This window comes from Klebsiella pneumoniae complex sp. WS1778 (assembly GCF_049472055.1).
Taxonomy (GTDB): Bacteria; Pseudomonadota; Gammaproteobacteria; order Enterobacterales; family Enterobacteriaceae; genus Klebsiella; species Klebsiella quasipneumoniae.
Map to the genome: position 1 here is coordinate 463,722 of NZ_JBKGTJ010000003.1, position 12,869 is coordinate 476,590.

A 12,869-nucleotide genomic window follows, 5' to 3' on the forward strand; every position below is an offset into this window, starting at 1 on the left:
CTGGCGGAAAAATCAGTAACTGAAGAACAGAGGGATAAGCCAGAGCGCCGAGATCGAGTTCATGGCGAAAAAGCGGACTGCTGCGCCGCCGGCCAGCGGTGGGGTGGAACAGCGGGCACAAAAAATCACCAGCGAGGAGATGAGAAGATTCATGCCGGACGTCAGGGCCAGCAGAAATAATATCGCCACGGCGGCGCCAAGCGCGGCATAGCCATTCTGATGATGGCGCTGGTTGTCCCAGAGCAACAAAATCAACAGCAACCACGGATAGAGGGCGACCGCGGCGGTAATGAGGTTGATATGTCTGATCAGCCAGTTCGGTTGGGTTTCCATTCGTTAAGCGATCCTTGCAGGGCGGGTGGTGGCCGTGGCGCCAGTCGATATCCTGTCGACAGCCAGTAGCATATCGGTGAGCCAGCGAGAAAGATATGGTCTGCGCGGAAACCAGGAATTTAGCCCGCGTGCCGCACGTCAGATCGGCCCGAAGAGGGGGATACCGGCCGGGGTTAACGTGATGAGCGTCGCGCTATCCTCGGCCGTTAGAAAGGGGGAGAAGGAGCTAAGCGAGGTCGGCCATCAGCACCTTCGACCGGCGCTGATAGTTATACATCTGCTTTTTACTCTCCGGCAGCAGGTCGATATCCACCGGCGTGAAGCCGCGCTCCTGGAACCAGTGGATGCTGCGGGTGGTTAACACGAACAGCTTGCTCAGGCCCATCTGTCTGGCCTGGGCGGCAATACGCTCCAGCAGCACCTCTCCCCGCGACGAGCTCCGGTAATCCGGATGCACCGCCACGCAGGCCATTTCGCCGATCTTCTCTTCCGGGAAAGGATAGAGGGCGGCGCAGGCGATGGTGGTGTTATCGCGCTGAATAATGGTGAACTTGTCGATCTCCATCTCCAGCTGTTCGCGGGAGCGGCGCACCAGGATGCCCTGCTGCTCCAGCGGGCTTATCAGCTCAAGAATACCGCCGATATCGTTGATGGTCGCCCGACGGATCTGCTCCGCGCTCTCCATGACGATCTGGGTGCCGATGCCGTCGCGTGAGAACAGCTCCTGCAGCAGCGCGCCATTTTCCTGATAGCTGATCAGGTGGCAGCGCCGCACGCCGCTGCGGCAGGCCTTCACCGCCCCGCGCAGGAAGCGTACGGTGCCAGAGTTATAATCTTCGTCCGCTTCCAGCTCTTCGACGCGGGCCTGCGCTTCATTGGGGAACAGTTCAGAGACAATTTCCCCGGCCTGGTTGTAAACCCCTTGCGAAGAACAGAAGCCGATCATTTTCTCCGCCTTCAGCTTGATGGCCAGCTGGGTGGCGATCTCCTCCGAAGTCAGGTTAAAGCTCTCGCCGGTGACCGACACCGCGACCGGCCCCATCAGGACAATGGCGCCGCTGTCGAGCTGGCGATGAATCGCCTCTTCGTCAATGCGGCGAATGCGCCCGCTGTGGCAATAATCGACGCCGTCATCGACGCCCAGCGGCTGGGCGATGATAAAGTTGCCGCTGACGACATTGATATGGGCCCCCTGCAGCGGGGTGTTGTTGAGGCTCATCGACAGGCGGGCGGTGATCTCCAGCTGCAGCATCCCCGCCGCCTGCTTAACCAGCTCCAGCGTTTTGGCGTCAGTCACTCGCGTCTGCTTGTGATAGACCGGCTCGTGGTGGTGCTCGGCGAGATTAGCGTCAATCTGCGGGCGGGCGCCATAGACCACCACCAGGCGAATGCCCAGGCTATGCAGTAGTCCTATGTCATTGACAATATTTGAGAAATTTTCATGCTCAATGGCTTCGCCGCCCAGCATGATGACAAACGTTTTTCCCCGATGGGCATTTATATAGGGAACAGAATGGCGGAATCCTTCTACCAGTTCAGTGCGACGTTCCTTCACCATGACAAACCCTCAATGCATGATTATTCGTAATTATTGTATTTTTATTCTGTTTTGCCGTTAAACGCAAGCCCCAATTTGAGGCTAAGCTACGAAAAACATGTGACCCGGCGCAGGGTGTCAATGAATGTTTACCCTTTTATAGATGACAGGTTATATGCCTTTCGTTAAAGTTTCTGGTCAATCTGTTTGTTTTGGGTATAAATGCGTTTTTATTGCTTGGGAGTGGCATGTCGGGAAACAACTCTGGATTAAGCCGTCGCCGTCTGCTGCAGGGCGCGGGCGCCATGTGGTTAATGAGCGTGAGCCCCGTTGGGCTGGCCGCCGCCGCGCGGGTGGTCGCTGTTCGCGTCTGGCCAGCATCGACCTACACGCGCGTCACGGTGGAATCGAATCATGTGCTGAAATACCGGCAGTTTGCCCTCAGTAATCCGGAACGGGTGGTGGTGGATCTGGAAGGGGTTAATCTCAACTCGGTGCTGAAAGGCATGGGGGGGCAGATCCGCGATGACGATCCCTTTATTAAGTCCGCCCGCGTGGGCCAGTTTGATCCGCAAACCGTGCGCATGGTCTTCGAGCTCAAGCAGAACGTTAAGCCGCAGCTGTTTGCCCTCGCGCCGGTAGCTGGCTTTAAAGAGCGTCTGGTGATGGATCTCTACCCCGCCAACGCCACCGATGTTCAGGATCCGCTACTGGCGCTGCTTGAGGATTACAACAAAGGCGATCTGGAGCGACAGGTGCCGCCGGCGCAAAGCGGGCCGCAGCCGGGCAAAGCCGGGCGCGACCGGCCGATTGTCATCATGCTCGATCCCGGCCACGGCGGCGAAGACTCCGGCGCCGTGGGCAAGTATCGCACCCGCGAGAAAGACGTGGTGCTGCAAATTGCCCGCCGCCTGCGGGCGCTGATCGACAAAGAAGGCAATATGAAGGCCTATATGACCCGCAACGAAGACGTGTTTATCCCGTTGAAGGTGCGTGTCGCCAAAGCGCAGAAGCAGCGCGCCGACCTGTTCGTTTCGATTCACGCCGACGCCTTTACCAGCCGCCAGCCCAGCGGCTCCTCGGTGTTTGCGCTCTCCACCAAGGGGGCCACCAGTACCGCGGCAAAATATCTCGCCCAGACGCAGAACGCCTCGGATCTGATCGGTGGGGTCAGCAAGAGCGGCGATCGCTATGTCGACCACACCATGTTCGATATGGTGCAGTCCCTCACCATCGCCGACAGCCTCAAATTTGGTAAGGCAGTGCTGGAGAAAATGGGCAATATCAATAACCTGCACAAGAACCGGGTAGAGCAGGCGGGCTTTGCGGTGCTGAAGGCGCCGGATATCCCCTCCATTCTGGTGGAGACGGCGTTTATCAGTAACGTGGAAGAGGAGCGGAAGCTGAAAACGGCCAAATTCCAGCAGCAGGTGGCCGAGTCGATCCTCGCCGGGATTAAAGCCTACTTCGCCGACGGCGCGACGCTGGCCCGCCGCGGATAACCACACAGGAAAGGGACATGGCCTTACTGAAAAGCGCCCATGGCGGCAATATCCGCGAGGCCGCCGCCCTGCTGGGCATTGCGCCCGGCGAACTGCTGGACTTTAGCGCCAACATCAATCCGCTGGGAATGCCCGCCTCGCTCAGGCAGGCGATCGTCGACAATCCCGGCTGCGCCGAGCGCTACCCTGACGTTGAGTATCAACAGCTGCATCAGGCGCTGGCAGCCCACCATCGGCTGCCGGCGGCGCATATCCTCGCCGGCAACGGCGAAACTGAATCGATCTTCACCCTTGTCCACGGCCTTAAGCCGCGGCGGGCGATGATCGTCATTCCCGGATTCGCAGAGTACCGGCGCGCGCTGCAGACTGTGGACTGCGAGGTGGTGGAGTATGCTCTGCAGGAGCGCGATGGCTGGCAGCTGACCGACGGGATCCTCAATGCTCTCACGCCGGCGCTGGACTGCCTGTTTCTCTGCACCCCGAACAACCCCACTGGTCTGCTGCCGGAGCGTGGCCTGCTGGAAGCCATTGCGCAACGCTGTCGGGCGCTGAATATCAGCCTGATCCTCGATGAAGCCTTCCTCGACTTTATTCCCGATCAGCCGGGGTTTATTCCCCTGTTGGCGCAGTATCCGCACGTCTGGGTTCTGCGCTCGCTGACTAAATTTTATGCTATTCCGGGGCTGCGTCTAGGCTACCTGCTCAACGCTGACGCCCGGGCGGTGGCCCGGCTGCGCGAGCGACAAATGCCATGGTCCATCAATGCCTATGCCGCTCTGGCCGGGGAGATCATTCTTCAGGACCGGGCGTATCAGCGGGCCACCTGGCAGTGGCTGCAGGAGGAGGGAGCGCGTTTCTACGCGCAGCTTCAGGAGATGGCCGGGCTGACCGTGTGGCCCGGGCGCGCCAACTACCTGTTCTTGCGCTGTGACAGACCCGATCTTGACCTGCAATACGCCCTGCTGCGCCAGCACGTGTTGATCCGCAGCTGCGCCAACTACCCGGGGCTGGATAGCCGCTATTTCCGGGTGGCGATCCGCAGCGCCGGCGAAAACGACCAGCTGCTGGCGGCGCTGCGCCGGGCGCAGGCCTGAGCCCTACTGCAGGGCGACGCCCCCCGGCACCATCGCCAGCAGATGCTGTTGCGGCCAGTGGGCGGCGATGCCGCGCTCTGCCAGCCGCCATTGCAAAAAATCCACGTCATGACGACGGCGGTCCAGCAGCAGGCCGACGACGCTGCCGCTGTGCGCCACGTTGAGGCCATACAATCCTGCGCTTTCCACCAGCTCCAGCAGCGCGTCAAACCCCGGCTTGGGCAACAGTCGCTGGCTGGCGATGGCGCTAATAGTGGCCGCTTCGCCCAGCAGCTGCGGGCTGCCATGCTGGCAGGCCTGCTGCACTTTCTCCCACGCCAGCTGCAGCCGGGAGGCGTTAGCCAGCAGACCCGCCTCGCGCGGCAGCTGATGGTAGTCGGTGGTACGCAGCGTCAGCGGGCTCTCCAGCACTAACAGGTCGAGCGCCGGCGGCGCAGGGCAGGCGATTTGGGTAGCGGCGGTATTATGATCGAACAGCGTCAGTTGGTGGAACAGGGTGCTGTCGGTGGGCTCCAGCGCGACGCACAGACGCGCCAGCGTCGGCTCATCCAGCGCGTGGCCCAGATGATGGGCGGTGGCCACCGCGGTGGCGGCGATATCGGCGGTGCTGCTGGCCATCCCTTTGGCTACCGGGATCGTCGAGTGCAGGGTGATGCGGATCTGCTGACTCAGCGCCGCCGGGTAGCCCCAGTGGGCCAGCAGCTGGTCGACCATCGCCCGCGACAGCGGCCGCTCATCGTTGCGCGGTTTGCCGGTCTCGACCTCGACGGTGCTGTACCAGTCCACCGGGCAGGAGACCAGCTTCTCGCTGCCGAGGATCCAGCCCTGGATAAGTTCTCCGCACGAGGCGGGACATTGTGCAACGGCCACGTTTTCACCTTTCCGCTTACCTTCGCCAGGGCGCATAGTGGCACGGCGACCCGCCGGTTACCATGATTCTCCGCAAAGGGGAGATGCGTCGTTTAGGCTGGTACCGCCAGCTCGCGCGCCTGCGGCAGCGCCAGGCGCATCACATCGCGGGCGATCATCAGCTCTTCATTAGTTTTGATCACCGCCACTTTGACCATCGCATTTTCGGCCTGAATAAAGGTGGCGTTGTGCTGGTTTTTCTCTTCATCGACCGAGAGCCCGAGGAAATTCAGGTTATGGCAGATGGCGCTCCTGGCTCGGGCGGAGTTTTCGCCGATGCCGCCGGTAAAGATCAGCGCGTCCAGGCCGCCCATCTGCATAATATAGCTGCCGATAGTGGCGCGAATGCGCTCAGCAAACAGCGAGAGCGCCAGGGCTGCCTGACGATTACCGCTGTCCGCCGCCTGCTCGACATCGCGATAATCGTGCGAGACGCCGGAAACGCCCAGCAGGCCGGACTCGTTATTCAGCAGCTGATTCAGCTGCTCCGGCGTTTTACCCTCATGCAGCGCCAGCCACGGTAGAATCGACGGATCGATATCGCCGCTGCGGGTGCCCATCATCACCCCGGACTGCGGCGTAAAGCCCATTGAAGTGTTAACCGAACGCCCGCCTTTGATTGCGCAAACGCTGCTGCCGTTGCCGAGATGACAGCACACTACGCGCAGAGCGCTCAATGGTACGCCCAGCTTTTCCGCCAGCGTCGCGCTAACGTACTTGTGGCTGGTGCCGTGGAAGCCGTAACGGCGAATGCCCAACTCGCTGTAGTAGCGCCAGGGCAGCGGATAGATAAACGCGCGCTCGTCCAGCGTCTGGTGAAAAGCGGTATCAAACACCGCCACCGACGGCGCGTCGGGCAGCAACTGGCGGAAAACTTTAATGCCCAGCGCGTTGACCGGATTATGCAGCGGGGCCAGTTCCGCCAGGCGCTCGATTTCCGCTAAGGTCTCATCGGTCACCGGCGTCGAATCTTTAAAGCGCTCCCCGCCGTGCGCCACGCGGTGGCCGACGCCATCGATATCCTGCAAACTCTGGATAATCCGATGGTCGAGGAGCTTTTCCAGCAGCAGGGTGACGGCTTCACGGTGATCGGCTACGGGCGCCGTTTCCTGCCATTTTTGCGCCGGCGTTTTAAGGGTCACCTGGGCGTTTGCCATGCCGATACGCTCGATCAATCCCTGGCAGAGCATATCGCCCTGAGGCATCTCCAGCAGCTGGAATTTTAACGATGAGCTGCCGGCATTAATGGCCATTATTTTGTAAGACATAAAGGTTCCTTCGAATTCAGAAAATCCAGCACGGCATCAAGACCCAGATTATTCAGCGCGCTGGTGATAAAAATCTGCTGGGCGCCAGCCTGCCTGAGCCACTCGCCGATTAGCGATATCCGCTGCGCATCGGCAAGGTCGGCTTTAGTGACCAGACCAATCGTCGGGCGGTTCATCGGAGCGGTAAAACCCGGAGAAAACGGCGACCACTGGGCGTCGGCGTTCAGCACCAGCGCGATAACGTCGGCCTCGCAGGCGCTGGTTAACAGGGCGCTATAAAGGCAGCGGTTCTCCAGATATTCGCCCGGCGTGTCGATGGCCATTGGCGACCACTCAATAGCCTGGGTTTTCTTGTAATGGAGCGCTTCACCTCGCAGACCCTGGGTGAGCGAGGTTTTCCCACACTGGCTGGGACCGATAAGCATCAGACGTTTCATCGCGTTACGTCCGGGTGATAGTGCAGGTTGTAAACTGCATCATTTCACCCAGCGTGCGCGTCACCTGCTTGAGGGCATACTCGACGGCGGAAACGTCGCCGGTCAGCACCACGGCGCCGGTAAAGCGGTCAAGAAAACCAATCTCTACCGCGCCGGATTTGGTGGCGATATCGCAGGCGATAATCGACGCCTCGCTGGGCGTAATGGTGAGGATGCCAATGGCGGATACCGCATCCTGCAGGCCCAGCTTCTTAAAGAGATCTTTCCCTGGATTGGCAATCAGGTGCGCGAGGGTCACCTGTTTTCCGGGAACATATTCCTGAATCATGCGATCCGTTGTTGGCTGCCTTTCCATCATCCCTCCACCATCTGTCGCCACATCGCTTCATGCGGGCGCGGGATCACCGAGCGGTAAACCAGCAGCCCTTTTTCGCCCGCGCTTTCGCTGGCAACCGTCACCGCGTTGTTGACATCAGAAACGTCGCCCGCCACCACCATGTAGCATTTACCGCCGATGCCGAAAGCCATATGCACCCGCACCAGGGTGACGTTTGAGCCTTTCACCGCCCGGTCAGCGGCGCTGATGCAGGCCGCCACGCTCCAGGTTTCGACGATACCTACCGCCTGGCGCTTATCGACGATATTCAGGCCGCTGATGGCCGGAAGGACGCTGGGATGAATATTCGCCAGCACCAGGCTGTCGACGAGCATTTCGCCGGCCTGCGAAGTGCCGGTTTCAATGGCCTGCTGGACAGCGCCGATATCGCCGCCGAGCATCAGCAAAAACTTCCCCGGACAGATGGTCTTACTGACCAGCAGATTGACGTTGGCGCTTTTCAGCATCGCATCGCCGAGTTCCATCCCTTTGGCAATGCTGGTGAGTTCTAAAATTCCTATAGCCTGAGACATGGTTAACCTCTTACCACCGTGATGGCCTGTTCGCTGATGGTCGTAACAACGCCATCAATGCTGGCGTGAACCGGCGCGCCTAATGCACCTGCCGGAATATCGGCAACGCATTGTCCGCGCGTTACGCGCTCCCCAACCGCAACGTTGGGCACCGCGCCGGCGCCGATATGCTGGCGCAGCTGCAAAGTCACTTTTTCTACTGATGGTTGGTCTTCAACCAGCGGCGCCTCCTGGTACCAGGGGCTTAATCCCAGTTTGGCGATCAATCGCTTCACCGGTACGAGGCGGTATTTCGCCATTTCGTCGGCAGGATACAGCGGCCCTTCATAGCGCTGGTTTTGCGCGCGCAGCTCGCGTTTCAGCATGCGGTTGATGCGCATCGGCGAAATGCCGACCGGGCAGGCCACGCTTTCGCAGACGTTGCACTCCGAGCAGGTGAGGGCGCTAAGCAGCAGCTGCGGCGTAGCGGCCTGATGAAAGTTCACTGCCCGCACCAGCAGGTGCGGAGAGAGTTCGTGGCCGAACAGATGCCGGGGGCAGAGATCGGTACACAGCCGGCACTGCTCGCAGACGGTGCGAGCCACGGAAAGCACCGTGCGTTCGTCCTGCATTCTCCGCTGAATAAGCGGATGGCTTTTCGGCAGCACCAGCAGGCCGCCGGTGGTTTTGGTCACCGGGTTATCGAGAGAGGTGATCAGGCCGCCCATCATCGGACCGCCGTTAATAAAACCGGGGTCATCGACCGTCGCGCCGCCCGCCAGCGCCAGTACTTCGCGCAGCGGCATGCCGATGGGGACCGTGACGGTCAGCGGTCGGGCGACCGCGCCGTTAACGGTCAGCGTGCGGCGGGTCACCGCAAACTGCTGCTCAACCGCACGGGCAATATTGAGGACCGTTTGCACGTTATTGACCACCACGCCGACGCTGGCCGGCAGCGCGGCGGGCGCGACCCGGCGACCGGTTGCCAGCCAGATGGTCAGCACTTCATCGCCCGCGGGATAGACATCCGGCAGAATATGCAGACGGATACCGGCAGGCAGCAGCGGGGTAAGGGCGTCGATAGCCCGGCGGTATTTTTCTTTCAGGGCAATGACCCCTTCGCGCGCGCCGGTCGCCGTCATTGCGTACTGCACGCCGCGCACAAGGCGCGCAGCCTGCTGCCACATCAGCTGCTGGTCGACCTTGAGCATCGGTTCGCACTCGGCGGCGTTCACCAGAAAAATCTCTACCTGCGCCTGTAGCTTAACGTGGGCGGGAAACCCCGCGCCGCCCGCGCCGACGACGCCTGCTGCGCGCACGCGCTCGCGGATTTCATCGGCGCTATGGGAGATTTCAACGCTGTTGATGGCGGCGCTCATAGCAGTTCCTCCAGCAGTTCCCTGATTTCTTCAGCGCAGGCTGGACGCGGGTTGGTGCGTAAGGTAACGTCCGCCAGCGCGGCCTGCACCATCGCCGGAATACGTGCGGAAAAGTCGGATCTTCCTTCTTTAAGCGCAACGGCCAGCGAGGGAAGCGCACAGCTCTGCTTGAGTCGTTCGATCTGCTGAATCAGCGCATTTATTGCCGTGATGTCGTTGGCTTCTGCCGGGCAAAAGCCGCAGGCTTTGGCCAGCCGCGCGTAGCGTTTGCCGGCGCGTGGATTGCCGGCGTTAAAGCGGATAACCTGGGTTAACAGCAGCGCGTTGGCCAGGCCATGCGGCAGATGAAACTGCCCGCCAAGCTGGTGAGCTATGGCATGGTTAAGCCCTAATCCCGCCTGGCTGAAGGCCATTCCGGCAAGCGTTGAGGCATTGTGCATTTTTCCTCGCGTCGCCACACAGTCGCCTTTTTCCACCGCCGTGGGCAGATACTGGAACACCAGTTTGGCGGCTTTTTCCGCCAGCGCGTCGGTAAAGTCGCTGGCGTGCGGTGAAACCCACGCTTCCAGCGCATGGGTCAGCACGTCCATGCCGGTGTTGGCGGTAATATGCGGCGGCACGCTGACCACCAGCTCCGGGTCAAGGATCGCCATATCCGGATACAGCGCATTGTTGAACAGCGGGTACTTAATGCCTTTATCCGGGTCGCTAATCACGCAGGCGCTGGTCACTTCCGAGCCGGTGCCGCTGGTCGTCGGGATCGCCACGCAGGTTTCGATGTTGATGCCGCTCTGCTGGCTGAACCAGACAATCGCTTTCGCCGCGTCCATTGCCGAACCGCCGCCGAAGCCGATGACCACCTGCGGCCGCAGGGCCTGCATTTGCGCAATGCCCTGCACCACGGTATGGATAGTGGGGTCTGGCGTTATCTCGCTAAAGACGCTGATGCGGTTATCTGCGGGCAACGCGTTACGTAGGGTATCCAGCAGCGGCGAGCGCGCCAGAAAACCATCGCAGATTATCCAGATGTGCTTATTGGTAAAGCGCTTGAGCACCGCCAGACTGCCCTGACCGCTGTACAACCGCGTTTGTAGTGAGAAAGTATTCATCGCGACCTCGGTTAGCGGATGGAAAAGCCGTTGGTCAGCACGCAGCGCCGGGAGCGGGCAAAGGTGCGCGCCGACGTTGTCCCTTCACCGGTTGGTGTGGCAATGGTAAAGGTGGTAAAACCTTCGCCGCCGACGCCGATCCCGGCATAAGAGGGGCCGTTTTTGACGAAAATCGAGGTTTGCAGAGTGCGGGCTGCAAGGTTCAGGCGCGATACGTTCTGCGAGTGCATAATGGCGGTATGATGCAGACCCTCTTCAACCTTCAGCGCCAGCGCCAGCGCGCTATCGAAATCGCTAACTTTCACCACCGGCAGCATCGGCATCAGCTGTTCGCTGGTGACCCACGGGTCGTCGGCATTGACGATGGCAATCAGTAGACGCGGCGCTTTTGCCGGAACGGCGATCCCGGCGGCTTCCAGCATGGCCGATGGGCTTTTGCCGACCAGCTTTTTATTCGCCTGGCCTTCAGGCAGACAGGTGGCGCGAAGTTTGTCGGTATCGGCTGGACTGAGCAGCAGCGCGCCGAAGGTTTGCATTTGCTGCACCAGGCGTTCAGCCACGCTCTCCACCACAATCAGGCTCTTCTCGGCGATGCAGGGCAGGTTGTAATCGAACGAAGCGCCGTTGATGATATCTTCCGCCGCCTTCACCAAATCCGCCGTTTCATCAACGATACAGGGCGGGTTGCCTGCGCCTGCGCCAATGACTTTCTTACCGCTCTTCATGCCCATTGCCACAATACCCGGGCCGCCGGTGATAGCCAGCACCGCGATGCGCGGGTGGGCCATCATCTGCTGGGTTGCTTCGAAAGTCGGCTCAGCCACGGTGACCACCAGGTTGCGGATGCCGCAGCAGCGGAAGGCAATCTCTTCTATCAGGCTGATGAGCTTCAGAGAGACCTTTTTCGCCCCCGGATGCGGACTAAAGTAGACGCTGTTGCCTGCCGCCAGCATGCTGATGCTGTTGTTGATGATGGTTTCCGTCGGGTTGGTGCTTGGCGCGACGGACCCGATAACGCCAAACGGTGAGTATTCAAAGAGCACCATGCCGCCGTCGCCGGTCAACGCGGTGGTGGTGAGATCTTCTACGCCCGGCGTGTTGTCGAGCGCGGCCTTGTTTTTCAGGAATTTATCTTCTTTGTTGCCCATCCCCGTTTCATTGGCGCTCTCTTCCGCCAGGCTCGCCAGCAGCGGCGTCAGCTCCTGACGTATTGCGCTGATGATGGCGCTGCGGGTTTTTAGCGGGCACTGCTGATAACGTAAGAACGCCTGGTGCGCGGCGTCGATGGCCTCGCTGACGGACTGGAAAATCCCTTTGCCCTGTGGCTGGGCCGGCGTTTGCGCTGGCGTGGTTAATTGCTCGCTAAGAATAGTGCGAATCAGGGTTTCGAGTTCAGAAGTATTCATTGATGTGTTCCCACGTTAATGGCCGCAATGGCGGTCTGTGCGATATCCATGTCCTGTTCAACGCTGCCGCCGCTGATGCCAAGACCCCCAACTAATGAGCCGTCGCGCCACAGGGCGTAACCGCCGCCAAAGGTGACCACTTTTCCCTGTAAATGCGTTTCGAGGCCGTAAAGCGCCGCGCCCGGCTGAACGACATCGCTCAGCTCATGGGTCGCCGTTTTCATCGCCACCGCGGTCCAGGCCTTTTTCGGCGCCAGTTCGCTGCTGACCAGCAGGGCGTCCGGCATCCGCCAGGTGACGGTTTCCGTACCGTGGGCATCAACGATGCTGATCACCACCGGCACCTGAAGCTGCTGCGCGCGCTCAACCGCGGCGCGGGTGAGCTGGTGCAGATCGTGGAATGAGAGCGCCATGGGCGTCGTCTCCTTGCTGTGGCTCGGCTGGCTGGCGGCCAGATAGCGCCTGCTAACCTCACGAATAATATTGTTCTGGTGCGCATCGCTATCTTCCGCGCGGGCCAGGGCGTACAGGCAGTCTGATAAGCGGTTGATGTAGCGCATCAGCACCTGGCGCACGTTAACTTCCGCCGCCAGCTCAACCAGACGGCGTTCGGCGCGGCGGGCCAGCGTGCGGGCAAAATGCAGGCGGCTCGCGGCTTCGCAGCGGCCGGGTAAAATAAAGCTATGCAGCGGTTCGACGCGGGCCATGGCCCGATCGATAGCGGCTTCCAGGGTGGAAATCTCCTCGCTGCTGATGTAGCGCTGTTTGGGCGACGGCTGTTCGCTGTCGCTGGCCAGTTCTGCGCTAAACCAGAATATTTGCTGCTGGATGGCCTCGAGTAAGGCGCGGTGATTTTGATCCGCGGCGGCGCAGGCGCACAGGCTCAGCGCGGCGTTCAGCTCGTCCAGCGTGCCGTAAGCTTCAACCCGCGGATGCGTTTTGCTTACCCGCAGGCCGGTAAAGAGTGAGGTGGTGCCAGCGTCGCCCGTTCGGGTATAAATCGCCAT

General features: G+C 60.5%; 13 protein-coding genes. 2 read left to right on the forward strand and 11 right to left on the reverse strand.

All coding sequences use genetic code 11. The annotated features are described in order from the left end of the window. Positions 1-12: 12 nt before the first annotated feature. Together ACLEXF_RS16805 and argA are read right to left on the reverse strand one after the other, a co-directional pair. Positions 13-333: a hypothetical protein gene (locus ACLEXF_RS16805; protein ID WP_053809986.1), complete on the reverse strand. Its 321-nt coding sequence runs from the start codon at positions 331-333 to the stop codon at positions 13-15. A gap of 226 nt (positions 334-559) precedes the next feature. Further along, a complete protein-coding gene (gene argA, locus ACLEXF_RS16810) occupies positions 560-1,891 on the reverse strand; it encodes an amino-acid N-acetyltransferase (protein ID WP_004149616.1) in 1,332 nt (443 codons plus the stop codon). Positions 1,892-2,118: 227 nt separating this feature from the next. Between argA and amiC the strand changes: the two genes are divergently transcribed. Beyond that, on the forward strand, positions 2,119-3,372 hold the full coding sequence (gene amiC, locus ACLEXF_RS16815) for an N-acetylmuramoyl-L-alanine amidase AmiC (protein ID WP_017899228.1): 1,254 nt from the start codon (positions 2,119-2,121) through the stop codon (positions 3,370-3,372). 17 nt (positions 3,373-3,389) lie between these two features. After that, on the forward strand, positions 3,390-4,466 hold the full coding sequence (gene cobD, locus ACLEXF_RS16820; RefSeq protein ID WP_423265792.1) for a threonine-phosphate decarboxylase CobD: 1,077 nt from the start codon (positions 3,390-3,392) through the stop codon (positions 4,464-4,466). Positions 4,467-4,469: 3 nt separating this feature from the next. Here cobD and ACLEXF_RS16825 read toward each other — a convergent pair whose 3' ends face one another. From ACLEXF_RS16825 to pduO, 9 genes are all read right to left on the reverse strand, one after another. Further along, positions 4,470-5,336 (reverse strand): L-threonine kinase, encoded by an 867-nt coding sequence (locus tag ACLEXF_RS16825; RefSeq protein ID WP_139789909.1) that lies wholly within the window; start codon positions 5,334-5,336, stop codon positions 4,470-4,472. A 92-nt stretch (positions 5,337-5,428) separates the two neighbouring features. Beyond that, positions 5,429-6,643 carry an acetate/propionate family kinase gene (locus ACLEXF_RS16830; RefSeq protein WP_062914408.1) on the reverse strand — a complete coding sequence of 405 codons (1,215 nt, stop codon included), beginning with the start codon at positions 6,641-6,643 and terminating at the stop codon, positions 5,429-5,431. Continuing rightward, the gene (gene pduV, locus ACLEXF_RS16835) at positions 6,628-7,080 is read right to left on the reverse strand and encodes a propanediol utilization protein PduV (protein ID WP_004105216.1); all 453 of its coding nucleotides are present in this window, start codon (positions 7,078-7,080) and stop codon (positions 6,628-6,630) included. The genes ACLEXF_RS16830 and pduV overlap by 16 nt, the downstream gene beginning before the upstream one ends. A 4-nt stretch (positions 7,081-7,084) precedes the next feature. Next, positions 7,085-7,435, reverse strand: coding sequence for a propanediol utilization microcompartment protein PduU (gene pduU, locus ACLEXF_RS16840; RefSeq protein ID WP_004205469.1), 351 nt, complete (start codon positions 7,433-7,435; stop codon positions 7,085-7,087). After that, a complete protein-coding gene (gene pduT / locus ACLEXF_RS16845; protein ID WP_004205470.1) occupies positions 7,435-7,989 on the reverse strand; it encodes a propanediol utilization microcompartment protein PduT in 555 nt (184 codons plus the stop codon). Before pduT ends, pduU begins: the two co-directional genes overlap by 1 nt. Positions 7,990-7,991: 2 nt before the next feature. Then, positions 7,992-9,347 carry a cobalamin reductase PduS gene (pduS, locus tag ACLEXF_RS16850; RefSeq protein WP_080936016.1) on the reverse strand — a complete coding sequence of 452 codons (1,356 nt, stop codon included), beginning with the start codon at positions 9,345-9,347 and terminating at the stop codon, positions 7,992-7,994. Then, positions 9,344-10,456, reverse strand: coding sequence for a 1-propanol dehydrogenase PduQ (pduQ, locus tag ACLEXF_RS16855; protein WP_407259603.1), 1,113 nt, complete (start codon positions 10,454-10,456; stop codon positions 9,344-9,346). Before pduQ ends, pduS begins: the two co-directional genes overlap by 4 nt. Positions 10,457-10,467: 11 nt before the next feature. After that, the gene (gene pduP, locus ACLEXF_RS16860; RefSeq protein ID WP_407259604.1) at positions 10,468-11,862 is read right to left on the reverse strand and encodes a CoA-acylating propionaldehyde dehydrogenase PduP; all 1,395 of its coding nucleotides are present in this window, start codon (positions 11,860-11,862) and stop codon (positions 10,468-10,470) included. Then, positions 11,859-12,869, reverse strand: coding sequence for a two-domain cob(I)yrinic acid a,c-diamide adenosyltransferase PduO (gene pduO, locus ACLEXF_RS16865; protein WP_064178231.1), 1,011 nt, complete (start codon positions 12,867-12,869; stop codon positions 11,859-11,861). Before pduO ends, pduP begins: the two co-directional genes overlap by 4 nt.

Excerpts from the sequence above, each read along its gene's own strand:
- pduS (WP_080936016.1), bottom strand. The coding sequence starts at position 9,347 with ATGAGCGCCGCCATCAACAGCGTTGAAATCTCCCATAGCGCCGATGAA.
- ACLEXF_RS16830 (WP_062914408.1), bottom strand. The coding sequence starts at position 6,643 with ATGTCTTACAAAATAATGGCCATTAATGCCGGCAGCTCATCGTTAAAA.
- cobD (WP_423265792.1), top strand. The coding sequence starts at position 3,390 with ATGGCCTTACTGAAAAGCGCCCATGGCGGCAATATCCGCGAGGCCGCC.
- pduT (WP_004205470.1), bottom strand. The coding sequence starts at position 7,989 with ATGTCTCAGGCTATAGGAATTTTAGAACTCACCAGCATTGCCAAAGGG.
- pduV (WP_004105216.1), bottom strand. The coding sequence starts at position 7,080 with ATGAAACGTCTGATGCTTATCGGTCCCAGCCAGTGTGGGAAAACCTCG.
- amiC (WP_017899228.1), top strand. The coding sequence starts at position 2,119 with ATGTCGGGAAACAACTCTGGATTAAGCCGTCGCCGTCTGCTGCAGGGC.
- pduQ (WP_407259603.1), bottom strand. The coding sequence starts at position 10,456 with ATGAATACTTTCTCACTACAAACGCGGTTGTACAGCGGTCAGGGCAGT.
- pduO (WP_064178231.1), bottom strand. The coding sequence starts at position 12,869 with ATGGCGATTTATACCCGAACGGGCGACGCTGGCACCACCTCACTCTTT.
- pduU (WP_004205469.1), bottom strand. The coding sequence starts at position 7,435 with ATGGAAAGGCAGCCAACAACGGATCGCATGATTCAGGAATATGTTCCC.
- ACLEXF_RS16805 (WP_053809986.1), bottom strand. The coding sequence starts at position 333 with ATGGAAACCCAACCGAACTGGCTGATCAGACATATCAACCTCATTACC.
- argA (WP_004149616.1), bottom strand. The coding sequence starts at position 1,891 with ATGGTGAAGGAACGTCGCACTGAACTGGTAGAAGGATTCCGCCATTCT.
- pduP (WP_407259604.1), bottom strand. The coding sequence starts at position 11,862 with ATGAATACTTCTGAACTCGAAACCCTGATTCGCACTATTCTTAGCGAG.